This window comes from Pedobacter terrae (assembly GCF_036946585.1).
Classification (GTDB): Bacteria; Bacteroidota; Bacteroidia; order Sphingobacteriales; family Sphingobacteriaceae; genus Pedobacter; species Pedobacter terrae_C.
Genome location: NZ_JAQIIV010000006.1, coordinates 1 through 26154, shown reverse-complemented (window position 1 = coordinate 26154; position 26154 = coordinate 1). Strand labels below are relative to the sequence as shown.

Genomic DNA, 26154 nt, shown 5'->3' with positions numbered 1-26154 from the left:
TTTCTTAGTTAGATCCTGAAATGAATTCAGGATGACGGGCTGCCTAAATTTTAATTTTGCAAAGGTATAAATAAAAAAAAAACGAAGTACCTTTTTATTCCTAAACAGGTGCTTCGTTATTCAAAATGACAATATTAGTATTATAACTTACTTATTTCCTTCTCAACTTTGACAATAATATCTTTCGAACGTTGGGTTTCAGCAAGTTCTTTGGCCTTCTTAGTATAGGCTTCTGCTCTTTCTCTATCTTTTTTCCTCAAAGCGAGATTAGCTAAATGAATCAATACATAGGATTTTTCATTCTTACCTCCTACCGGAAAACGGCTGGCCAGCTGAAAGTGATATTCAGCCTTATCATAGTTTTCTTCTTTCAATGCTATATTGCCCTGCATAAATTCGTAATAACCCCTGCGGCTTTTGGCTAAACGCTCTGGTTCTTTTACCTCTGCCAGTAAAGCTTTGGCTTTCCTAAAATCATTATTTTTAAAATGTTTCGAAGCCATTAAAACCGAACCATGCCTAAAATGGCTCCAAATCACAAAGGCCATTAGCAATGCCGAAAGTGCTGCTAACTGGTACTGATTATAAAAAACACAAACTAAGCCAGCAAGCAGAAAAACTGCCATTAAAGCATACCTGCCCTTATTATTGTACATTAATGACTATCTGTAAATTTGTAACCTACACCACGGATGGAATGGAAATAAACCGGATTTTTCTGATCTGGCTCGAAATATTTACGGAACGTTAAAATAAAGTTATCAATGGTTCTAGTTGATGGATAAACATCATAATTCCAAACCGTTTCTAAAATCTGCTCTCTTGAAACCGCATCGTTTTTACGTTCAATCAATAGTTTCAGCAACATGGTTTCCTTTTTGGTTAAAGGCGTAATGGTACCATCATCATGTTTCAGCTCAAAAGAGTTAAAATAAATGGTTTTATCACCAATTTTGTAAGAATTCAATTCTTTTAAATCGTCAGATTTTAAACTGCGTTTAACCAGAATACCAACACGAAGAATCAATTCTTCTAAGTTGAATGGTTTAACCAAATAATCATCAGCGCCTTTTTTCAAACCTAAAACACGGTCTTCAGAAGTGTTTTTAGCGGTTAAAAACATAATCGGAACTTCTGCATTCTCTAAACGTATGGTTTCACAAACCTGGAAACCATCCATCTCAGGCAACATTACATCTAAAACGATTAGATTAAAGCGTTCTTCTTTAAAAACTTTAAGAGCGGTTTTGCCATCTTTAACGGCATGAACTTTATAACCCTCCAGTTCGAGGTTTAATTTGATAGCATCTAACAAGTGATCCTCGTCTTCTACTAATAGAATTCTTAATTTTTGTGACATAATTGAGATTAACTAAATGTTACTTCAAAAATACTTCCCTGAGGCTGATTGTCTTTTACTGTAATATCTGCATCATGGTATTGTAAAACCTCTTTCACAATAAACAAGCCTAAACCTGTTCCTTTAGCTTTTCTGACATTCTCGTTACCAACGCGGTAAAACTTATCAAATATCAACATTTTTTCGGCATCTGAAATACCGGGTCCTTTATCAATTACACTAAGCTGAATATGTCCATCCACTTTGTTTAAATGCACATTTATCTCATCACAAGGGCTGGAATATTTAACCGCATTTTCAATTAAATTGGTTACCACTGACGATAAGGCAAATTTGTCACCCATAATCTGCAAATTTGGCTGAATATGCGCATTGATCAGTTGTTCGTTACCACAGGAATGAACCTGCAGCCGATCAGTAATTTTACAAACCAGTTCTGAGAAATTAAACTCTTCTTTTGGAAAGGTATATGACCGGTTTTCAATCTTGGTAGCCAATAGCATATTTTCGACCAGATCATCCAGTCGCTCAATATCCTTTAATGAATTGTTTAACAGCGAAGTTTGCCGTGCTTTATCTAAATCCCTTTTAACAATGGTTTGAATGGAAAGTTTTATTGCCGCTAAAGGAGATTTCAACTCATGTGTAATCGACATTAAAAAGTTCTGTTGTTGCTCGCGTAATTTATCTTCGCGCTTTAACGATTGATGGAGAAAATAGCCACCGAAACAAAGCAAAAATAAAAATACTGAACCCTCACCCATGATCATCGTCATACGGCTAGGTTGTAAACGCACGACCAAGGTACCCCATGAAATGAGCTGTACCAGTGCATAAAGCAATAATGCGTAAAATATAATTATAGATTTCTTCATTCCCTCGGATTGGTTAAACAGATGATTTGATTACACAGATAATTTTCCCATGGTTCGTGGAGACACGAACCATAGCAGCATTTAATACCTTTTACTTCTTAAACACCAAATCCAATGCCTCAAAAATAGCACGTTTAGCTTTCTCCAATTCAATCTTGGTGTGAGCTGAAGATACGAAACCAACTTCATATCCAGACGGGCCTAAATAAATCCCTCTATTTAATAACTCACGGTGCATCACCTTAAATTTCTCCATGCTACCGGCATCAATATCATCAGCTGATTGGATTTTATCTTTATCGGTAAAAGCAAACCAAAAGATAGAGCCAATGGTAAATACTTTAAACTTATAATTACGTGCGGTTGCAAAACGCTGAATGCTCGCTACAAATTCTTGTGCTTTATTGTTTAAATCTTTATAAAAGCCAGATTTTCTCAACTCGGTTAAGGTAGCAATTCCTGCCGCCATCGCTACAGGATTACCCGATAAAGTTCCGGCCTGGTACACGCCTCCATCAGGAGAAATATGCGCCATAATTTCGGCACGGGCACCGTACATACCAACAGGCAATCCGCCTCCAATAATTTTTCCGTAAGTAACAATATCTGGTGTAATGCCGTAATGTGCAGCGGCACCTTCAAAACCAACCCTAAATCCGGTAATTACTTCATCGAAGATTAAAAGTGAACCATTATCGGTACAGATTTTACGCAAGAATTGAATATATTCTTCATCCTGCATAATTAAACCGTTGTTAGCTGGAATACCTTCTATAATTACGGCAGCAATCTGATCTTTAAATTGTGTAAATGCCTGTTCAATCGCCACTTTATCATTCAGCGGAACCACAATGGTTTCTTCGGCAAAAGACTTAGGCACACCTGCAGAAGAAGTTTCGCCAAAAGTAACCAGGCCCGAACCTGCTTTAACCAAAAGCGAATCGCTATGCCCGTGATAACAACCTTCGAATTTTAAAATCTTGTCCCGATTGGTAAATCCACGTGCCAAACGAATGGCTGACATTACGGCTTCGGTACCCGAACTGGTAAAACGGATTTTTTCCACAAAACGATTGTTTTTGATAATCAGCTCTGCCAATTCATTTTCTAAGGCTGTTGGGGCGCCAAAGCTCATTCCGTTTTGCATTACTTCTGCAACTTTTTCACGGATTTTAGGATTATTATGTCCCAAAATCAGTGGCCCCCAGCTACCGCAGAAATCGATAAACTGATTACCATCGGCATCCCAGATATAACAGCCATCGCCTTTTTCGATAAACAGCGGCGTACCATAAACAGACTTGAAAGCCCTTACTGGTGAATTTACGCCACCGGGGAAATACGTTTTTGATTTTTCATACAATTCGGCAGATTTTGCCCTCGAAATATCGGGTTTACTGCCTGTATTTACCGGAATATCGGCTTCATTGCCTGAAAACATTTTTTTTAATGAATCTAACATCTTTTCAAGGTTGAAGGTTAGAAGGTAGAGGGTGTAAGGCTTAGGGTGCATAACCCTCAATCCTTAAAAATCTCTATCTTATACCATGAATTATTAGGGTTAAAGACTAAAAGGCAGAAATTGAAAGATTTTGGACACATAAACCCTCAACCTTATAACCTTCTGCCATCTACCTTAAAGCCAGTTGTTATTTAAAATATCTTTAATATGGTAAGTAGTGATAATACTTGCGCCAGCTCTGGCAAAGGCATGCATGGTTTCCATGACCACTTTTTGCTCGTCAATCCAGCCACGTTCGGCTGCAGCCTTTACCATCGAATATTCACCAGATACGTTGTAAACTGCAATTGGCAAATTGGTATCTTGTTTTAAACGCTGGATGATGTCGAGATAAGCCAAGCCTGGTTTTACCATTAAAACATCAGCGCCCTCCTGCTCATCTAAAGCCGCTTCGCGTAAAGCTTCCAAAGGGTTTCTGAAATCCATCTGATAAGCTTTTCGATCACCTTTGCTTGGTGCGCAATCGGCAGCCTCTCTAAAAGGACCATAATAAGCTGAAGCAAATTTTGTGGCATGGCTCATAATGGCTGCATTTACAAAACCGTTCTCATCCAGAAGATTACGCATGGCTTCAATCCGTCCGTCCATCATGTCTGAAGGCGCAAACATATCAGCACCAGCTTCGGCATGTGTTAATGCCATTTTAGCTATTACTTCAACCGTTTTATCATTTTGAACGTAATCGTTTTCTAAAATACCGCAATGACCGTGAGTGGTATAAGAACATACGCACACATCGGTAATTACATATAAATCATCGCCAAATTCTTTTTTTAACTCACGTACCGCCGTTGGCACTAACGAATGGTCATGGTAAGCCGATTTAGCATCTGCAGATTTCTCATCACCAACACCAAAAAGCATGATTTTGTTGAGTCCCGTTTTTATCCCCGCTTCCACATCTTTTACCAAAGTATCAACTGAATAATGGTTTACACCGGGCATGGCATCAATAGCATGGGTTACATTGCTGCCTGGCACTACAAAATAAGGGTACACAAACATATCTTTCGATAACCTGGTTTCGGCTATCATCTCTCTCACTAACGGATTTTTCCGTAATCTTCTCGGACGATTTAACATTTTTTTATCAAGTATTTAGTATCAGGATTTGAAGCATCGAGATTTTAGTATCGAGTATCAAGATCTGAATATCTTTTAATTTTTTCCTTATGAGGTGACGATATCGGTTTTTGGATTTGACATTTAGTAGTAAGATTATAGTATCGTGTATCAAGACTTAATTTTTTACACCTTACACCCTAAACCCTAAACCTTCCTTCCCCCTACCTCATCTCTATTCCAAACACGGCTTCGGCCAATCCAATTTCATCAGGAGAATAAGGCAAAGCGTATTTCACACCCATTTCATCAAATTTCTTACCGGTAGAGTTTCCTATGGCAATTACCTGCTGACCAGGTTCCAATAAATTATCTGCAAAATATGCATCCACATTTGATGGACTGGTAAAAATGAGCACATCGGCATAACTTTGATCTATATCTTCTTCAATCACAGTTTCATAAATGGGTAGATCGATTATTTTAGCATCAGCAGGTAGTGATTTTTGAATAGATTGCAAAGAATCCTGCGCTCTTGGAAATAATATTTGCTGACCACCAACTAATTTTGCAAAATCTTCTGCAACTTCCGTAATATCTCCACTTTCACCAACAAAATCGGCAATATGTCCAAATTTACGCAAGGCATCCTCCGAACCTCTGCCCACAACACCAAATTTGGTTTTCTTTGGCAATACCGGTTTTAAGTTGAAAAAATATTCGACGCTATTACGGCTACTGAAGAAAACCCAATCTACATGCTTCAAAATAAATTGATCTAAAACCGTTACGATCGGGAACGTACGGATTAACGAACGACCTTCTATTTCAATGCTATTATTTTCTAATGCCCTGCGGAAATAACTGTGCTCACCAATTTCGCGCGAGATGAAAACCTTTGCCGGTTTCTTTCTTTCCACATTAAACTTGGCTACAATTTTCTCTGCCAGTCCCTCAGTATTTTCTGCACGTAAAAATAAACGTTCAGGAAAATGATCTGCGGTTTCAGCTTTTGAAGTCCAAATTTCGAATTTTCCATTTTCCTTTTTGCAATAACAGCCTAAAGGCATGTGACAACCACCTTCAAAAAGGTTTAAAACCTTACGTTCTACTGTTACAGTTTCAGCTGTTTCGGGATCATGTAATTTTTGAAGTGCATCAAAAAGTTCGGTATCATTTTCCCTGATTTGTATAGCTAAAGCACCTTGAGCGGGCGCAGGGATAAACTCGGTAGTTTCCAATTCTTCTACATGTAAATCGGTTACATCCAGGTTTAATCTTTTAACGCCAGCTTTGGCAATCAAAATGGCATCATAATCTTCATCACGGAGCTTTTGGATCCGCGTAGGTACATTTCCACGTAAATCTACAATCTCTAAATCGGGGCGTAATCCCAATAATTGAGCTTTACGACGGTTGGATGAAGTACCCACCATTGCACCTTTTTTTAATGACAGTTTTTGCGTAACATCTACACAGTCTTTCAAAATCAAAAGATATTCACTTGCCTCTTCACGTGGGGGTAAAGCAGCGATGGTCAAACCTTCTGGATGCGTAGTAGGTAAATCTTTAAGGCAATGTACAGCAAGGTCAATTGTCCCACCCAAAAGTTCTTCTTCCAATTCTTTGGTAAAAAAGCCTTTGCCTTCGAGTTTATCTAATCTTAAGTTCAGGATTTTATCTCCCTGAGTTTTAATGATTTTGATTTCTGCATCAATTCCGATGGCTGCCAATTCATCTTTGATATGATTTGCTTGCCATAAAGCCAGGTCGCTACCGCGTGTTCCAATGGTTAATTTCTTCACTATTAAGATTAAATGAATTACAAATTTAATTTAAATAGTGGTTTATACCATGGATTGTTTAAAAATGAGACAGTGAGGTTACAGAAACGAGGATTTAAAGGATTTCTATGACATTAGGGGACTGGGCTGCGTTACTTTGTCATTCTGAGATAGAAGAATTAATGCGTATACCCTTTAAAAATACCGTCATTTCGAGCGGAGTGCAACGCAGTCGAGAAATCTGCCCCGGGATAGATCTCTCCCCGCCTGTACGGGCGGGCGCTCCACTGTGTTTCGGTCGAGATGACGTCTTGTATAAAGTAGATGATAGAAAAAAGGAATGAAAGAAAAAAGAAATTAAGCTTTTGTGTTCTTTGTGGTAAAACCTTAAGGTTGGTTAACCAGAATTTCTTTTGCCATTACCATAGGAACGCTGATGTATTTTTTCTCCATGTAGTTCATTACACGTTCTAAAACTTCACGCGAGGCTTCATCCATCTGACTAATTTCATCTGCAAAAACGCCATTCAAGGCTGTATTTTTGATCTCTTTAATCTTTCGTGGCACTTCCTGCATCGCCAATTCGATACGGCGCTGTTTTAAAACAGAGAAAAATTCGGTAATGTTATTGCTGATAATTTCTTCGGCATGCACCAGTTCGTTATAACGCTCCTGGATATTTTTGCGTGCCACCTCTTTCAACGATTCTACCTCAATATAATGTACAGGATTATTATGAATCACTGCAGGAACAACATCATTCGGGATGGCCAGATCTACAATTACTTTTTTGCCCTGGTCTCCATTTAACAATTTAGCATATAACGCTTCAGTAATGATGGCATCAGTAGATCCTGTACAAGTAATGATCACGTCAAATCCTTCATTAAAGTCTTCGAGTGCTGCTAATGGATAAGCTTTACCACCAAGCTCTGCTGCCAAAGCTTCGGCCTTAGAGAATGTACGATTGAAAATAGAAAAATTGGAGTATTTATGTTTATTAAGATATTTTGCGATATTCTGATTGGTTTCGCCAGCACCTATGATTAAAATACGCGAGTTGCCACACATATTCAACTCTTTTAGCTTTCGGTAAGCTAATGAAACAACGGAAACCGGGTTTTTAGAAATATTGGTATGTGTATAAACTTCTTTTGCAGTTTTAACCACACGATCCATAATCATGCGCATGTAATCGCCGGTAAATCCGGCATCACGACAGTTTTCGTAAGCCTTACGGATCTGAGCAAGAATTTCCTTTTCACCAACCACCAAACTCTCTAAAGAGCATGACGTTCTAAGCAGATGGTTAAAAGCTTCTTCGTTTTCGTATACAGTAACATTATCCAGAAAACGCTCCATAAATTCAGGAGGCAGCCCCATGTCTAACACGGTAAGAAATCTGGTTACAAATTCCTTGTCGGTTTTCTCTTTAGTCAAGAAAACAAATTCTACACGGTTACAGGTTCCAACATAAAAAATTTCGCTAACCGGAAGCTCTGCCTGAACATTCTTCAACCTGCTATCCAAACTCTGGTCACAAATAACTAATTTCCCTAAAGATTTCAGGTCGATGTGGTGATGCGTAAAAGCTATTACTTTTAAATATTCCAAGTGCTTCCGTTATTAACTATTATCGGGATACAAAAGTAACATGGTGAAGGCATGTGACTGTCATTAACCTGTAATTTACATCAATTTAGAACGGTTTTAAATAGTAAGTCTACATTTTAAAACCTTTATATCAATCTGCGATGAACAGACCAATTTATAAACTTTTCTTTGCGTTTATACCCTTTCTACATTCTGGATGGATGTAAACACTTTTTATCCACTGCAGTATATTACGTCAACATTCCAAAATGGTTGCCTGCACATGGCTTTTAATTTATTTTTCTGAGATCAATATATAAAAACTTCTCCGGAGTTATGGTCATTTCGAGCGGATCCGATGGCTATTATGCGTAACGCAGTCAAGAACCACGAAGTACTCAGCACAGTTCCAAAAGCGTTGCAGGAATTAAGGAGTATATCACCGAGAGTTGTCAACTTTAATAAGCACTTTGCTCGAAAGGGCAAGCTCGTCCGCACAGACGGCATTTTGCTGCGCCTCATTAGACCCCATTGGAATTAGGATCAACGCACACGCAAAAAACAAAACAAAAAAAATACACCAAACACAATAAATTGTTTCTATAGCGTTTGTATATATTAGGGCATAGATTTAAATAATGGGGCTTCTGCGATAGTGGAATCCCCATTTCTCATCTCATGCAATCTGTGATCCTTAGAGATCATTTATGGTTGACAAAATCAATAGGAGTGACAGAAATTTTATCAGATTTGTATTCGCTAAAGAACCGTCATTCCCAACTTGATCCGATTGCTATCGGATGGCAACCGGACTAGAGCATCCTGTTAATGATAAAGGAGTCGAAGAATCTTTCACTTTCCAAAACCCTAAAATAAATTCAAGGTGAAGACTTCCAGTATAGATTTACATACAGACTTTTTAACCATAAAAAAACGGCTGGCATTTCTACCAACCGTTTCCTAACAATCAACTTATTTATTTAAAGAATTTATCCAGGCTGCAATTTTTAAAGCTTCTGCTTTGGTTACCTGCGGCATTGGTGGCATTTCTGTTGAATAACCCGGCCAGTTTTGTGGCTGCGGATTGTGGATCAACTGAAATATTTTCTCTGGAGAATATTTACGTTTTGCAATTTCTACAAAAGGTGGCCCTATCTGTCTTTTGGTTTGGTTATGGCAAGCCAGGCAGGTGTTTTTAGTTAACAAACCTTCAACTTCTTTAAAAGTAGGCGCTTTGGCCGTAGCTGCAGGCTTGGTTGGAGCTGAAGTTGAAGTCCCTTTAGCTTCCGGCGCTCTTCCTGTTGTTGCCTTTGGCACAGCAGTTTTCTTTGCAGGAGCATTTGTAGGTGTTGCCGAGTTTTTAGTACTCACCTCATTGGCAGAAAGTTTATTTCCGTCAGGAATTTGATTCAAAGTATAATAAGCTACCGGATGAATGAGCGAATAAAAACCATCCTGCGAACGGATACCATCTAACGTTAAGGTATGGATATAATATTGACGAAGATTCTGTACAATGATCCTGGCTTTCAAACCATCTGCCGAAACTTTCACACCAGAGATTTTTAATTTCTCTGTGTTTACAGGAGGTGAACCATATACCGGGTGATATTTGTAAATAAAGCTTTCTGCATCGTATGAAGCCAAATCTTCAGCCGATTTACGGTCAACAGGCATGGTAAATTCCACTTCAAAACCATCAGGCATTGCCCTTACGGCTTTCATTTCGAAAGGCGTTTTATTGTTGTAAACCAATCTTTCCAAACCCTCATTAGCATCACCAGCAGATCCCCAACCACGGTTGGTTTCACCAACAAATAGCGAACCATCAGTTCCCCATTCCAATCTTAAAACACCAGAACGGAAACCTTTGCGGAACAAAAAGGCAGCGCCTTGTTCTTCACCCTTTACGGTTTCCATAAAAATCCTCGAAATAATACTCATTCCCTGATCGCCAACTAAAATCTGTCCGGCAAATGGCCCAAATGTATTAGCAGGGATTTTAACAGGTTCTGCAGAAGAAATACCTAAAATACCATAGGGTAACCAAACTGATGGCAAACGTAACTCAGGGAATACCTTTTTCATGTCGAACAAGGTTTTAAACGATTCGTTTACCCTATTTTCTGGTTTGATGTATCTTCCCTGCTCATTTTTGGTTCTACGCTCGTCTATTTGCGAGTAAAAGAAATCTGACTGCAATTTAACCGGTGAGTTAGGCAGATTCGTCCACCTCAAACTAGCAGGGTGTCCCATAAAGTCGCCTTTGTTCACTTTCCATAAACCACCTGATCCTACCCAGTCACCCTGGTTTTCAGTATAATAAAACTGACCATCAATACTGCCAATACCGGCCGGGGAGCGGAAACCTGCAGCATAAGGGATCATTTTTCCATCTTCGGTAATATTCATGGCCCAACCACGCATCGGTACACGGCTTTCGGCGCGCCACCATTCTTCATCGCCAAAGGCCACATTTGCGGTAACCATAAAGCTGCCATCAGGCATTATTTTCGGACCAAAACTATACTCGTGGTAGTGCCCGCTTAAAGGCCAGGCATAAACGGTTTCGTAAACATCGGCTTTGCCATCCTGATCTTTATCGATCAATTTGGTTAATTCGCCACGCTGTGCTACATAGATGGCTCCATTTTTATAGGCAATGCCCAAAATTTCGTGCAAACCATAGGCAAATCTACGCCAGTAAGGTTTTGCACTGGTAGGGTTTTCTACAATGTACACTTCTCCCCGACGGGTTGAAACGCCCAAATCGCCATTTGGCAGGGTAACCAGACCGCCAACTTCCAAAATAGGGCCTTCGGGTACACGTACTTTATTTATCTTGAAAAAATCTTCTTCTTTCGGTGTTTCTTGTGCAAAAACTGTAGTAAAGCTAAAGCTTAATGCCAGTATCGCTAATTTTTTAAATGTATTTCTCATGATGATCACGACTAAAACAAAATGGTATAATTCAACTTACTTCCAATGGCTGCAATGATTTCCCATCTGCCATCCACATTTCTAATCACCGGCTTTGCCGTGCCTTCGCCAAGCTGTATATAATATGCTTTATCGTCAATTAAATACAAACCTTTACCAGCTTCTTCAATGTTTGAAGCAGCGGCTAATAGGAAATAAAGGTCTTTTGAAGGTTTATCAACCGTAATTTCCCTGCTTAAACCTTGTCCATTTTCCATCACTTTGACCGCATCGGTCACATTTGTTCCGTTAATGATGTATTTAAATTCCGGACGGTCTTGTTTATCCATTACATAACCTTTGGTTCTGAAACCGGTACCCGTCGTATCAGTAATCCACTTGGCCTGATCGTTTGCCAACTTTGAAATAGCCAAAACAGGCTGTTTGGTAAAACGGGTAACACTGCCCAAAGCGCGTGAGGTTCCGTTTCCGCGGCCATCCCACATTGGTGTAGCATCAATAAAATCACCATGCCATCCTTGTAATAGGGTACCGTTATCTAAATCGTAGCTATAGGCAACTTTTTCTGGCCCTCCTACCGAAATAGCATGCACAGAACGTACTCTTGGTGCAACATCTACAAAACTTCTGATCATATTGTTGCTTGCAGCTTCAATATATATAGGATCTGCACCACCATTTTGGTTTGGTTTTGGAATTTCTGATAGTTCAGTGATCTGGATATTTCTGAAGGCCACCGAACCGTGATCGCCTTGCAAGCGCAAAGGGCCTTTTGCTTTTTCTGCGCCCGCGGCACCTCTTGTCGCACCAAATAATTCGACATTTTCATGAATCAGCACGCCATTAAGTTCTGCACTGATGATTTTGGCATTTTGTGTTTTTTTGCCTGTGGCATCAAATTTTGGTGCCTGGAAAATAATTTTGATGTGCTGCCATAAGCCTGGCGCCTTGCTTGCATTCTGACGTGGAGCAACACCACCAAATCCTTTTTCTGCTTCGGGTTTGCTATCGTCCCAACGTTGGTAAATGCCGCCATTGTTTGAAGAGCTTGGGTTTTTAATTCCCCAGGCATCGTCAATCTGGATTTCATAATTACCTTGAAGATAGATCCCTGAATTAGTTCCTTTTGCGGTTAAATAATCTAATTCCAGGGCTACATCTCCATATTCATTAATGGTATATAAATCAGAGCCAGCTCTTTTTGCCGTTGATTGGTTAACCAATATGCCTTCACCTTTGGTTGTTTTTAAAACATTTTCAGCATTTAGGTCGGCCATTACATTTTGTGCCAGCGACCATGAATTGGAAGGATTTTTAAAGGCTGAAAGATCTTTGAGATCAATACGCTGGCCAAATGCCAACAGGGTTCCGCAAAGCCAGAACATGGCTGTAAAACCCGTCTTTGAGATGTTCATATATTTTGGTTTGTTAGTTTTAGCCGTTTTGAGGCCAATTATTACTTTGAAAATGAGACTGTATCATAAACTGTGAAATCTGCCCTTCTGCAAGTTTAGGACGATAATGCTGTTGATGATACAGCCTTTACTTTTCTCTATTTTTCTGTTGATAACGAATAAGGGAAATCAGCCGGATTTGAACCTCTGGTTTTGTTAGGTGTAGCCGTCATGTTAAAGTTTAATACAGCACCTTTCTGCATACCACTGTGGCTGATCCAGTTTTTGGAATATGGTTTACCATTCATCTGCAACGACTGAACATAACGGTTGTTATCGCTATTGGCCGGTGCATTGATCACTACCGTTTTACCATTTTCTAAAGTGATGGTTACCTTTTTAAATAAAGGCGCACCCAAAACGTATTGGTCAACCGCTGGTGTTACCGGATAGAAACCCATTGCCGAAAATACATACCAGGCCGAAGTTTGACCGTTATCTTCATCACCACAATATCCATCTGGCGTAGCTTTATACATTCTGTTCATGGTTTCACGCACCCAATATTGTGTTTTATAAGGAGCACCGCCATAGTTGTACAGGTAAATCATATGCTGAATAGGTTGATTACCATGCGCATATTGGCCCATGTTTGCAATCTGCATTTCGCGGATTTCGTGAATTACACCACCGTAAGCACTTTCATCAAATACCGGAGGCATAGAAAAAACCGAATCTAACTTGGTTACAAATTTATTGTGGCCACCCATTAGCTTGGCTAAACCATCAATATCCTGGAAAACCGACCAGGTGTAATGCCAGCTGTTGCCTTCAGTAAATGCACCGCCCCATTTAAAAGGACTAAATGGACTTTGGAAAGTACCATCCTGGTTTTTACCGCGCATTAAACCTGAAGCCGGATCGAAAAGATTTTTGTAGTTCATCGCTCTTTTCTTATAGATATCGATTTCTGAAGCTGGCTTACCCAAAGCTCTTCCCAATTGGTAAATGGTAAAGTCATCGTAAGCATACTCTAATGTTTTCGCTGCATTTTCATTCTTTTTTACATCGAAAGGTACATAACCCAATTCATTATAATATTTAACTCCATCACGGCCAACCGCTTCCATCGGACCTTCATTATTAGCCCCATGTTTTACAGCCTGCCATAACGTTTCAATGTCATAACCGCGCATGCCCTTAATATACGCATCAGAAACTACAGACGCCGAGTTGTTACCTACCATAATGTTGGCATACCCCGGACTGCTCCACTCTGGCAACCAACCACCTTCTTTATAATCGTTAATCAGGCCTTGCTGCATCTCTTTATTAATAGATGGATAAACCAGGTTCAGGAAAGGATACAAGGCCCTGAAGGTATCCCAGAAACCTGTACCAGCAAACATATAACCTGGTAAAATCTGCCCGTTGTAAGGACTCCAGTGTACAATCTGGTTTTGTGCATCAATTTCATATAATTTGTTCGGGAAGAACAGGGTGCGGTACATGGCAGAATAAAACGTGCGCGTTTGGTCAATAGTTCCACCTTCAACTGCAATCTTGCTCAAAGTTTTGTTCCAGGTGGACCTGCCTTTTGCTTTTGTCGCATCGAAACCGTCGTTGGCCAACTCTCTTTTCAGGTTTAAATCAGCCTGCTCAAAACTGATAAACGAAGAAGCTACTTTTGCAATAACCTGCTCCCCTTTTTGTGTAGCAAAACCGATAACGGCACCGGCATGATCAACCGTTAGTTCTAAATCTTTTTCGTTAAGTTTTTTATCATCCCAGGTTTTGGCCAGTTTGAAATCTTTGTTGAAATAGATTACAAAGTAATTTTTGAAATTTTTAGGCAGTGGACCACGGGCGTATTTGGTAGTATAACCAATTATTTTTCTTTCTGCAGGTATAATTTTGATGTATGAGCCTCTATTTTGCGCATCTACTACCACGTAAGCGCTATCCGTTTTAGGAAAAGTAAACCTAAACTGGGCGGCGCGTTCTGTAGGGGTAATTTCTGTCGTTACATCTGCATCTGCCAGATAGACACTGTAATAATATGGCTTAGCTACCTCAGCTTTATGGCTGAACCAGCTGGCACGCTCATCCTCATTAAATTTTAATTTTCCGGTAACTGGCATGAGCGAAAAAGCACCGTAATCGTTCATCCACGGAGAAGGTTGGTGCGTTTGTTTAAAACCACGGATTTTGTCGGCATCATAAACATATGCCCATCCATCGCCATTTTTGCCGGTTTGCGGTGTCCACATGTTCATTCCCCAAGGCAAACCGATTGCCGGATAAGTGTTTCCGTTTGATAGGGCTGGTTTAGATGCCGTTCCCATTAAAGGGTTAATCCAATCTACCGGATCTGTAATTTTGCCTATTGTTTGCGCGAAACCGGTTGATGCCGCAACACTCAATAAGGCGATAAATAATCGTTTCATTTGTTGTGCTTGTGTTTTTTATATGCTTGTAATTATTTGTTAAACTTCAGAATTTTTAGCGTAATCTGCCCAAAGTGCATCTAAATCTTTACCTGTTAATTTGGTCCAGATCTCTTTGGTATAGGTATGGTCTCTTAAAGCAGCATCAACAGCCTTAATCGTACCTGGTTTTACACTTTTTTCAATCCATGCAAAAAATGCAGCGGTTATGCGGTAGCTGTTTTTATAACTGTGTTCGGATTTTAGCGCCGGCAGCGACCATTTGGCGCCGGCATTATCTACACCAAATTTATAACGGGCATAATCGGCAATACCTTCGGTTAACCAGCCCGGGCCAACACTTCGGCCATAATCCTGCACAATGTGCATCACCTCGTGGGTAACCACGTCAATATCTTCGGGATGTTTAACCATCCACACCGAACTGAAAGTTACTTTACCATCGGCAGTTGCTGCGACACCTTTGTACGCCGTATCTACAAAAAACTTTACTTCTTTGATGGTAGAAGGATTATATTCTTTGGCCAGCTTTGGATAAACTTCGAAAAAGGTTTTAATCAAACGTTTTTTCAATTGAGGATCCAGCGCTTTGAAATTGCTTTCGAAGGATAAGGTGTAGCCATTCTTCTTAGTAATTTCCTGCGCTTTTAGCTGCAATGATAAAGCAGAAAGTAGCATAACGAAAACTGAGAGAATTGATATTTTTTTCATGTATTGTGAATATAGTGTTTTGGTTAGCGTTTAGTTCTGCAAATTAAATATTTTATGTAAAACGTTTTAGTAAATGATCAAAAATTTTACTTTCGTAATGGATATTTTTACAAAAAGCGATAGAGAAATCAAGTTTGTCTGAGCGCATGCAAATAAAACTTGACTTCTTTTCTGTTATTTTTTGCTGCTATAAGTAAGATTTACTTTTTCAGGTTCTTTACTATAATCATCCCAAAGCTGATCTACACTTTTTCCGGTTAAAGTTGTCCAAGATTGTGTTGTGTATTGATGTGCTCTTAACTGCTGATCTAGTGCAGCAATTAATCCGGGTTTAACGTTTTGTTCTAACCAGGCGAAAAAGCGTGCGGTAATCCGATAACTGTTGGTATAATTTTGTTTTGCATTGTAGGCGGGCAGGCTCCATCTAGAGCCTACATTATCTACGCCAAATTTATAGCGTACATAATCGGCAATACCTTCTGTTAACCAAACCGGACCAGCACTGTAGCCATACCCTTGCACAATATGCATGGTTTCGTGCGTTACCACATCAATATCGGTTGGATGCGCTTTCATATAACCTGCACTGAACAGAATCCTGTTGCCACTGGCTTCAGCAACGGCTTTGTAAGCAGTGTCAACCACAAAAAGTACGTCATGTGTAGATTTTGGGTTAAATATTTTGACCAGTGTAGGATAAATCTCGAAATAGGTAGCAATTAAGTTTTTCCTAACTGTTGGATCAAGGTCAGGATCTTTGCTGATAAAAGTTAATGTATATCCTTTATGTTTTTCTTTACTGTATGATACCCAATTTTTAGAAAGCGCAGTAAAAAGTTCTTTCTCGATTTTTCTTTGAGATTTGTTTTTGATCCATTCGCTATTCACTTTAATCTCACCGGCTTTAGCTTTAATTGTGGGTGTTTCATCTTTCACAAAATCCAGTACCACATTTCTTTTTGTTCTGTAGCCGTCGGCTTGTGCAAACCAAGGATAAACATTGATAAAAGCGGCCTTCAGTTTGACATTTAAAGCTGCATTGGTGGCGCTGTCCTTATCGTTGATGACAATTTTATAGCCTCTTTCTCTGTTTTGGGCAGATGCAACAACCGCCAGGCATGACGCTAAAGCTAAGATTAAAAATTTCTTGATCATTTGTTTTATATTAATAGAAAAGAAAGATTCAGCCTCTTATGCCAAATCTATCCGGGTTATAAATTTAATAGGTAATATTCGGAAAATCGGTTTTGGCTTTGGTCAACATTGGTGCCCAGTCGGCACCTTTTTCGTCTTTTGGTCCAAAGGCAGTGAATGCCAATGGAGCCAAATCTGCTTTGGCCGCACCGCTCCAAAAGTGGATAAATTCGCCAAAATTCATTTTTCGCGTGTATTGCTGGTAGCTTTTGCCCTGTACTGTGATATTTTGTTTTGGGAAATGTTGCGACAGAAGGGTAAAGAAACCGTTTAGCACCTTTGCTTTACCATAGTTTTCGTAAATCGGTAGAAACCAGTTTTTGAACCATTGCGTACCTGCCCTAGGGTAAGTGTCGGTTGTGGTCATCATCTTATTCATCCAACGTTGTGCATCGGCTGTTCTGTTTAAGCCCAAATACACATCGTACTGATAAATTTCCATCCATTTACTATCATGCCAGATATCAAAGGCGGGCGATTCCTTTACCCCTTTCGATGCGCCTTCAACGATATGACCAATTTCATGTGTAGATAAATCAATGTCATTATCTACACCTGTAATCCATGCATTTAAATCATTGGAACCACAGTCCGTAACATTCCGGTAATCATGGCCGGCATCAAGATAGGTACCCGGGTGACCGCCTCCATATTTACCTGCATGGTAGATGACGAACAAACGGCTGTCATCGCCAAACTTACCATAAACCTTTTTGGTGTAATTCCAGGCATCGGCCATATAGGTTTTCGGCCAGATCACAGTTGGCTTTACATCGCCATCATAATAAACCACCACGCTGGTATCATAGGCCACCCGGTTTAATAGTTGAACATGTTCGAACCAATGTTCCTTCCAGGTTTTGGGTGGCGCATCGGGCGGGTCAATCGCTTCTACCAGTGGTGGCGCTGGTTTCGAAGTTTCTACAGGTGTCTTTTTGCTGTTGCAGGCCAGTAGTAAAACAGCGGTAATTGCTATTAACGGTAAAATATTTTTCATTGCATGGATATGAAGAGATTAAAAAAGCACCGAACAAAATGCCCGGTGCTATATCTATTTTACCAACCTGTATTTTGTACAAGTAGAGGTACTTTTTGGATTTCGCCCGCTGGTATAGGCCATAAGTAGTGTTTCTTTTGGAAAACCCTATTTTCTGTAACTACAGGTGTAAAAAATCCAGGTGCATTTTGAGTGATGTTCAAACCTCTAATCTGTGTATCGGTTGTTTCTGCAATTTTCCACTCCCTTGTGTAGAAATAGCGGTCCAGTTCGAAAGCCAACTCAACACGTCGCTCTCTGCGGATGGCGTCTTTCATATCTGTTGGGATGGGTAAACCTCCACTTCCATAAACCGGGATACCTGCTCGGGTACGGATCCTGTTCAGGTAAATCAAAATATCAGGATCAGATGGATTTGATTCTTGCAAAGCTTCGATGTAATCCAGATAAATTTCTGCCAATCTGATTACGGAGAAAATTGCTCTACCATTTGTCCAGCCTGCCACCGTTAAATGTTTTCTGGATGTATAGCCAGTTTTGGTATAATCATTATTGGCAATGGCAGCTTTACCCGCATTACCGTTAAATTCAAAACTGGTAATGATATTTGATGAAGTATTGATCCATTTACGTCCACTGTAAGTAATATCAGCATAAAAACGTGGTTCGCGGTTCACATACATATTGCTAATTGCCCTTGGTGCATTCTGATCATTTGGATCTGGTGCCTGATAAGTTGATGTTCCGTTAGCGGTATAAGCCGGATCATTTTCAATAGGCAAACCGTTTGCGGTAAAAAATGCATCTACCAATTGTTGCGATGGGGATAAAAATGAACCACCTTTGTCGCCACCTGAAGCACCGTTGTGATTTGGTGCTAAAGAATACTGATAAAAAGTGACATCACCACCCCTACCAAAAATGATCTCAGCATTCCAGCCATTTAAAAATACATCTCTTGTAGCAATAAAGGCCCGGTTAAAAGCGGTATTTGGCAAACCAGCCGGTGTTGAGCTTACTGAATACAGCGCGTAGTTAGCATAGTTAGGGTTGTTTAAAAAAGCTTTCGCTGCTGTCGCCAATCTGGTCCATTTTGCCACACTATACGTTTGATTGATCAATTGTTTACCGTCCTGATTTTTGAGGTTTGCATAATCGGTATTCCCGTTAAACAACGGACGGGCAGCAGTTAACAGCGCTTTAATTTTATAAGCATCGGCCACTGAGGCCGTGATGTGACCATAATCTTCATTGGCCTGTGGTGTTGCCGGAAGACGTGAGCTTGCTGCATCTAACTCGCTTACAATGTAATCGATACATTCATCCATCGAATTACGGGGTTTACTGATGGCTTGTAGCGGTGCATCTGACGCAATTGGGTCGTTACCTAATAATACAACCGGCCCGTACTGTCTCACCAGGTGATAATAATAAATTGCCCTCAACGCCCTTGCTTCGTTATAATAGCGGTTGATAATATCTATACCACCAAGGTTACAGTCAGTACATTTAGTAACATTAGCCATAAAAGAACTTGCGGCTTGAATACCACGGTAATAACTCTGCCAGTGATAATTTACCTGACTGCTCGTAGCATCCCAGGCACCCGAATTTACGTTTTCAGTAAAGTTCGGCAACGTATAGTCGGCCTCATCTGAAGCAGCCGTCCATGGCCCGATATTTCCAGATGCGGAAGCCGAACGGTCTTGATTTTGATCTGGTAATGTAGAATAAACATTCGCTAAGGCCTGCTCAACAGTGGCTTTTTTCTCGTACATCTGATCGAAAGTTAACCTATCATCAGGTACTTGATTTAAAAATTTTTTACAGCTGTAATTACCCACTAAAAGTAACGCGCCAACTGTATATATCAATATTTTTTTCATGCTTTTTATTTTAAAAATTAGCAGTAAGACCTAAAGAATAATTAGAGGTTAAAGGATATCTCGTACCATTGTTTGTGTCTAATTCCGGATCCCAAAGCTTAAACTTACTAATGGTAAACAGATTATAGCCCATAGCGTATATCCTCAAACGTTTTACGCCTAAAGATTTAATCCCTTCTTTAAGAGTGTAACCTAAATCAGCATTTTTTAATCTTAAGAAACTCACATCACGTTTCCACCAGGTGCTGGATTGGTAATTATTGTTATTGGTACCACCATAAGATAATCGTGGATAAACGGCATCCTGCCGTGGATTGTTTGTTGTCCAGCGATCGGCAGCTACGGCCAACATATTACCTAAACCGCCAGAATTGGCAAAGGATGGAATGTTTAACAGAATGTCTGCATTATCCTGCCCCTGGAAAAATAAACCAAAGTCGAAGTTTTTATAGGTTAACGAGAAGCCAAACCCATAAGTGGTGCTTGGAATATCTCCCCTGCCAATAATGGTCTGGTCAAAAGAATCGATTTTACCATCACCGTTTAAATCTTTATACTTGATATCGCCCGGCATCAAAGTTCCAAACTGGGTAGGGCTGGCGTTAATCTCTGCCTGGCTATCAAATAATTTTTCTGCAATGTAACCTACACGGGTCGCCGCTAAAACATTGTATCCGCGTTGCTCCATCCATGGGTATGGTTTTGGCGCCTGGTCGTTTTCGATTACTTTATCTTTATTGAAAGTAAGGTTAGCCCGTAAATTAAGTGACCAGTCTCTACCAAACTGCGCATCGTACTGGATCGTTCCATCGATGCCCTTATTTTCCACAATCCCCAGGTTACCAATTGGCGTATTGGCCAAACCAATATAATTTGGCACAGTACCTCTCGTGATAAATTGGTTTTTTCTTCTTTCTTTAAAGAAATCGACGATTAACGACAGATTATTATTGAATGTTTTTAACTCAAAACCTAAATCCTGTTTACGTGTCTCTGCCCAGGTTACATCTACCCCATAAGCTGTAACACCCAGACCACCTGTACTGGTGTTGTTACCCGGCGTAATGTTTCCGTTCTGACCGAAAGTATAACTAGGCGAACCGCCAACCTTCGTTAAATAATAGAAACGGCTACCTTCATTGCCTGCATAACCAGACCCACTACCACCACTACCCACAATACCATCAGAGTAACGGAATTTAACCATTTGGAAAGTGTTTTTAAGCGGTTCGAAGAATTTCTCGCTAGAAAGTAGCCATCCGATACCTATTGCAGGGAAAAAACCGTAACGTTTATCCGGTGCAAAGTTCTCAGAACCATTATAGCCCATATTAAACTCGAAGAAATATTTATTGTCGTAAGCATAGGTGGCACGACTGGCAATACCCTGTAACCGATATGGGAGAGATAGTGTTAAGTTATCTGCAAATGGATTGGTATTATCATTTTGGTTATACAACAATAAACCACTTACTGCATGTTTACCGAATGTACGGTTATAGTTAAAGCCAAATTCAAAATATATTTTTTTATCGCCAGTGTTAGTTCTACCATAATTTAAAAAATCCTGCCCCTGCAATACCAATCCATATTTATATCCAGATGCAGGATTGCCTGCAACAATGTAGGGATCGTTAGGATTAATCCTGTATATCGTTTCCCTTTTTACCCTGTTTATAAAATTGGTGTTGCTGGCGTCAAACGAATACATGGTGGTAAATGATAAACCTGGGGTTAGCTCTTTTAAATCCTGGGTTAAACGTAAATTCGAATTCACCTGATTGGTATAACCTACCCTATATCCATTACGGGTAACGTCGCCATAAGGATTACGTTGGTCGGCCTGTGGGCTGATACCGGGCAAACTGCCATTTGGATAAAGTACCGGGAATGATGTTGGGTTAATCTGAAAAGCCTGACTAAAAATATCCTGGGCATTAAAATTACTTGGGTAATTGTTCTGTGACAAGATTCCTTTAATACCCAAATCCAGTTTTGTGGTACCTGTAATATCCCAGTTTAAGTTCGCACTTACATTGTAACGGCCAAAATTCTGTTTCACAGCAGAGTTTACGGCATCGTCAGTTTTAAATAAACCATCCTCACCATAATAACCCAATGAAACATAATACTTGGCGTTACTTACCCCACCCGTTAAATTGGCTGTTGCGGATCTATTGTGACCAAAATCGTTATAAATGGCATCAAACCAATTGATGTTTGGGTAAAGAACGGGGTCGGTACCTGCTGCTGTTTTTTGGATGGCATCTATAGAATATGCCGGACTAAATGCACCAGCAGCACCTCCTCTTAAATAATCAGAGTATTTTGCCTCATTAGCCAGATTCATGTAATCTACACCATCAATTAATTGTGGTCTTTTAGTGAAACGGCTAACCCCTTCATAATATTCCACATTGATTTTTGGTGTTCCGATTTTACCCTGTTTGGTATTGATCAGAATTACGCCGTTTGCACCACGGATACCATATACTGCTGTTGCGGCCGCATCTTTCAGTACCGTAAAGTTTTCTACATCATATACGCTGATATCGTTCAGGTTACGGTTTGGAACACCATCGATAATGACCAACGGCCCCCTATCGGTACCGGTTAAAGACGATATCCCCCGGATGAAGATATCTGATCCGGTTGCACCCGGCTCGCCGTTTCTTGATACGTTAACCACACCCGGGATACGGCCTGCCAGTAACTGGCTCATGCTCGAAACCGGCTGTTTTAAATCAGCCACATTTATTGATGATTGTGCACCAACCAAACTCTCCTTTTTTTGTGTTCCGAAACCCACAATGGCCACCTCCTGTAAATTGGCGCCAACGGTTTCCTTTAAACGGATATCCAATACGCTTTGTGTACCTACAGGGATTTCTTTCGTATCGTAACCTACATAAGTTACGATCAAAATAGCATCTTGATTAGGAACGTTAATGGTAAATGCTCCGTTTACATCTGCAGCAGCACTGGTAGAGCTTCCTTTAACTTTAACACCTGCACCTGGCAATGGTGCACCAGTTTCGTCTTTAATAATACCACGGATTACAATATCAGCCGTGGTTTGATTAACCTTAACCGAACTGTTTATATTAATGGCCGACTCGCTGGCTGTTGCATAAAAACCACTGCTTAAGGCCATTGCAAAAGCAATAGCTTTAAAAGCACAATCTTTAAGCCTGAGCCTGGCCCCAGTTAAATTTATATTTTTTCTCATTATAAAATTAGTTTGTTGTGAACAGATTACTGTTATTTGGTCTATTGATCAGTTTGAAAGAAATTTTATTGACTACCGATTAAACCCGGCAGAATAAATTTGTTATGTTTATTTACGGTATTGTAAACACTAATTACTGTTGCTCTTCCGGAACCTCAATTACACGCCATTCAGACAACTGGAACAAAGAACCACTTCCAATTGCCGTGATACTAAGTCTGTAAAATTTGAATAGAACCTTGTTTTTAAAGTTGTAGGTCTTGGTGGAATTGCGGCCCGAAAATGTTTCTCCGGTTCTTACATCAAGATCTACCCAGTTATTACCATCGGTAGAGGCACTCAATTTCCAGTCTTTTGGATCCCTGCCCGGTGCATCATTTCCTGATGTTAATGTATAAGATGCAATCTGTTGAGGGGCTGCAAAGGCCAGTTGCATATAAAAGTTGCTCTGATAAGGGTTGATCAGGAATTTTGAGTTAATGTCGTTATCAATAACCTTGGCAGACCCTTCTGAGCCGGCCGAGCCGCCGGAGCTCTCGATGTTTACTGAAAGTGTGGCCTTGGCGGTCACATCTACCTTTGCTTTCCAGGTAAAAAGATCCACTGCCGGGTATTCTTCTTTACTACATCCAAGAATTAAAGCTAAAGCAAAGCAGAGCCCAACAGCTTTCCTGGTCATTTTTAAAAGATTCATAATAGTTTGATTATAGTTTGTTGGTTATTAAAATGTGCAAGATTTACCTGATTGATCAATGAACGATCAGGGATTTATTCGTTTTCAAAAAGGCAAATGGTTAATTGTTCAGCAATCTTTTTAACTGCAGCAAAATACGCCCTATAAATTAACGGGTGTTAATATATAAATGGCAGATTTTTCGCCATACGATTTTAGGTTGCTTTACGCATTAGCCTCCTGCTATCACGAATAAATACAGTAGCGCTTATAGCGATGAGCCGGTTTAGTAAGTTTTTTGGTCATGATGAGTTTGTGGTTTGGTTGGTTAAGCGGTAGAATGTGACGTGTCAGCATGTAAAATTTATCTCATTTGAGTTCTCCTTTATTTTAATGAATGATTAGTTACTTTTCGGCTTGACTAAAACGTTTTAGTATTGGTGTATAAAAAAAAGTCTCAATCCTATCGATCAACACTTTACTCCTTTTTAGTTTTCGCTAAGCAAAAATGCTTAAATGGCTCATTGCTAAAACGTTTTATTAAGCAATGATAAGCATATTATTAATAAATTAAAAATTATTTATTTTTTTCCGGAAAAATTTATTTGGTAAGGTAGCATCACTGAGATAACAGTGAGATTGCCGTAATAACAAATATCCTATTGAGATACGGATTTCTTTAAAAACAGGAATAAGGGGAAATTGGATTAAACTACAGAATCAGCATTAAAATGTTAATCCTGCAGTTTATCAAAAATAAATATCAGACAGAATAACTATCCGACATTAGGTTAAGCTTAAATCGCAGCAGCTTGCAGCGCCGATTAAAGCCGCATGTTCTTTTAGTTCCGAAATTTTAATCTCCGCATCTATCCCATTGCCTTTAAGTGTTGCAGTCAATTCAGGAGCAAATGCACTAAAAGATTGCGCAATATTACCTCCAACAATGATGGTATTTATTTTGTATTGTTTCACCACAGGAATTAAGAACTGGGCCAGGTTATAGCCGAATTCCATAAAAACCATCGTCGCAAAATGATTGCTTTCTACCATCCCCACCAATTCCTTCACCCCTTCCACGTCATCACCACTCAATTGCTTAAAACGTTTTACGAACCAGCGCGTAGATAGGTAATCTTCAGCAATTCCATCCAAAAAAGGAGAGTTCCATAAGTCAGCATCGTAGGCCTTATCATTTAAACAAAGTGAAGATCCAAGCCCTGTTCCCAAGGTTAATCCCAATACGTTCACATTTCCTTTGGCCGCTCCGGCAAAAACTTCTCCTTGCAAAAAGCCAGCTGCATCGTTTATAAAATGGATATTTTCAAGGGCAATGTCCAATCGTTTAGCAAGTTCTTCTTTCACGTTAACCTGATAAAGCGATTTAAATTTATCCTGATCTTTGATTAAGGAGATCCCTTCTTTATAATTAAAAGGTCCGGGCATGGCTATGCCCACATTTCTGCTACCATTTTTTATGTTCTGGAATGCTTTATTGATAATATCGCACCAGGCCGATAAAATCACTTCCTTATTCTCCTGTGAATTCACAGGGCTACGCTTGATAGAGTTTTCCATTAAGGATCTGGTTTCCAAATCTACCAATGCGGCTGTAATGTGCGAGCCGCCAATATCTACACCTAATGCAACAGGCTTTTCCATTCTATATATATATTTCTGTTCTCTTTCCTTTATTAATTTGACCAATTCGGCAAAAGTAGTCATTCATTATTTATTTACTCATTGAAAATGGTTTATCTTCTTCCAACATTCCCCTATTTAACGAAGGGTTTGGCACTCATCTCCAATTTTAACACTCCTCCTTTTAATAAATCACCATGATTTAAATAATTTTTGGTATAATTTTCACCATTTAAGCTTGCCGATTTGATATAAACATGATTTATATCGTTCGCCGGGGCTTCGATAATAAATTTTTTGCCGTTTTCCAGGTTTATGGTTGTTTTTTTGAATACCGGGCTTCCTAAAACATACTCACCAGAGCCGGGGGTTACACTATAAAACCCTAAAGCGCTCAATACATACCATGAAGAGGTTTGCCCCTGGTCTTCGTCTCCCGGATACCCATTTTCTGTAGCATCGTAAAGTTTACGCATCACCTCACGGGCATGAAATTGTGCTTTCCAGGGCTGTTTGGCGTAATTGTATAAATAAACCATATGCTGTATGGGTTGATTCCCATGCGCATATTGCCCCATGTTGGCCATTACCATTTCAGTCATTTCGTGAATCATCCCACCATAAGAGCCTACATTTACGGTGTTGGGCTCGCTGAAAACAGAATCCAGCTTCGTAACAAAATGCTTGTCCCCACCCATCAGGTGATTAAACCTTTGGTATCCTGGAAAACCGACCATTGCCAATGCCAGGCATTTTCCCTCTGTAAACGGGCCTCCCCATTCAGTTGGATCGAAATTTGGTGACCATTTGCCCTCTGCATTTTTTCCTCGCATAAAGCGTGTAGAC

The 26154-nt window shown here is 39.8% G+C and carries 18 protein-coding genes; all 18 read right to left on the bottom strand.

Translation table 11 applies throughout. The features are described from left to right. Positions 1-140: 140 nt before the first annotated feature. Positions 141-656 carry a hypothetical protein gene (locus PGN18_RS10820; protein ID WP_335319512.1) on the bottom strand — a complete coding sequence of 172 codons (516 nt, stop codon included), beginning with the start codon at positions 654-656 and terminating at the stop codon, positions 141-143. Beyond that, positions 656-1360, bottom strand: a complete 705-nt coding sequence (locus PGN18_RS10815) for a response regulator transcription factor (RefSeq protein ID WP_039477978.1) — start codon at positions 1358-1360, stop codon at positions 656-658. The genes PGN18_RS10820 and PGN18_RS10815 overlap by 1 nt, the downstream gene beginning before the upstream one ends. An 8-nt stretch (positions 1361-1368) precedes the next feature. Then, positions 1369-2235 carry a sensor histidine kinase gene (locus PGN18_RS10810; RefSeq protein WP_335319511.1) on the bottom strand — a complete coding sequence of 289 codons (867 nt, stop codon included), beginning with the start codon at positions 2233-2235 and terminating at the stop codon, positions 1369-1371. Between the two features lie 91 nt (positions 2236-2326). Continuing rightward, positions 2327-3697, bottom strand: coding sequence for a glutamate-1-semialdehyde 2,1-aminomutase (gene hemL / locus PGN18_RS10805; protein ID WP_335319510.1), 1371 nt, complete (start codon positions 3695-3697; stop codon positions 2327-2329). A gap of 174 nt (positions 3698-3871) precedes the next feature. Further along, positions 3872-4840, bottom strand: a complete 969-nt coding sequence (gene hemB / locus PGN18_RS10800; RefSeq protein ID WP_335319509.1) for a porphobilinogen synthase — start codon at positions 4838-4840, stop codon at positions 3872-3874. A 203-nt stretch (positions 4841-5043) separates the two neighbouring features. Beyond that, the gene (gene hemC, locus PGN18_RS10795; RefSeq protein WP_335319508.1) at positions 5044-6624 is read right to left on the bottom strand and encodes a hydroxymethylbilane synthase; all 1581 of its coding nucleotides are present in this window, start codon (positions 6622-6624) and stop codon (positions 5044-5046) included. Positions 6625-6990: 366 nt separating this feature from the next. Continuing rightward, positions 6991-8217, bottom strand: coding sequence for a glutamyl-tRNA reductase (gene hemA, locus PGN18_RS10790; RefSeq protein ID WP_335319507.1), 1227 nt, complete (start codon positions 8215-8217; stop codon positions 6991-6993). A gap of 951 nt (positions 8218-9168) precedes the next feature. Continuing rightward, positions 9169-11136, bottom strand: coding sequence for a hypothetical protein (locus PGN18_RS10785; protein WP_335319506.1), 1968 nt, complete (start codon positions 11134-11136; stop codon positions 9169-9171). Positions 11137-11147: 11 nt separating this feature from the next. Next, on the bottom strand, positions 11148-12551 hold the full coding sequence (locus PGN18_RS10780) for a 3-keto-disaccharide hydrolase (RefSeq protein ID WP_335319505.1): 1404 nt from the start codon (positions 12549-12551) through the stop codon (positions 11148-11150). Between the two features lie 137 nt (positions 12552-12688). Then, on the bottom strand, positions 12689-14977 hold the full coding sequence (locus PGN18_RS10775) for a GH92 family glycosyl hydrolase (protein WP_335319504.1): 2289 nt from the start codon (positions 14975-14977) through the stop codon (positions 12689-12691). A 39-nt stretch (positions 14978-15016) separates the two neighbouring features. Beyond that, on the bottom strand, positions 15017-15688 hold the full coding sequence (locus PGN18_RS10770; protein ID WP_335319503.1) for a basic secretory protein-like protein: 672 nt from the start codon (positions 15686-15688) through the stop codon (positions 15017-15019). Between the two features lie 174 nt (positions 15689-15862). After that, positions 15863-16843: a basic secretory protein-like protein gene (locus tag PGN18_RS10765; RefSeq protein WP_335319502.1), complete on the bottom strand. Its 981-nt coding sequence runs from the start codon at positions 16841-16843 to the stop codon at positions 15863-15865. 64 nt (positions 16844-16907) lie between these two features. Next, positions 16908-17879 carry a hypothetical protein gene (locus PGN18_RS10760; protein WP_335319501.1) on the bottom strand — a complete coding sequence of 324 codons (972 nt, stop codon included), beginning with the start codon at positions 17877-17879 and terminating at the stop codon, positions 16908-16910. 59 nt (positions 17880-17938) lie between these two features. Continuing rightward, complete coding sequence (locus PGN18_RS10755; protein WP_335319500.1) at positions 17939-19765, bottom strand: RagB/SusD family nutrient uptake outer membrane protein; 1827 nt, start codon at positions 19763-19765, stop codon at positions 17939-17941. 10 nt (positions 19766-19775) lie between these two features. Further along, a complete protein-coding gene (locus tag PGN18_RS10750) occupies positions 19776-22994 on the bottom strand; it encodes a SusC/RagA family TonB-linked outer membrane protein (RefSeq protein ID WP_335319499.1) in 3219 nt (1072 codons plus the stop codon). Positions 22995-23127: 133 nt separating this feature from the next. Continuing rightward, on the bottom strand, positions 23128-23688 hold the full coding sequence (locus PGN18_RS10745; protein WP_335319498.1) for a discoidin domain-containing protein: 561 nt from the start codon (positions 23686-23688) through the stop codon (positions 23128-23130). A 765-nt stretch (positions 23689-24453) separates the two neighbouring features. Beyond that, on the bottom strand, positions 24454-25329 hold the full coding sequence (locus PGN18_RS10740; protein WP_335319497.1) for an ROK family protein: 876 nt from the start codon (positions 25327-25329) through the stop codon (positions 24454-24456). A gap of 113 nt (positions 25330-25442) precedes the next feature. Then, on the bottom strand, positions 25443-26154 hold a 712-nt coding region (locus PGN18_RS10735; RefSeq protein ID WP_335319496.1), incomplete at its 5' end, for a GH92 family glycosyl hydrolase.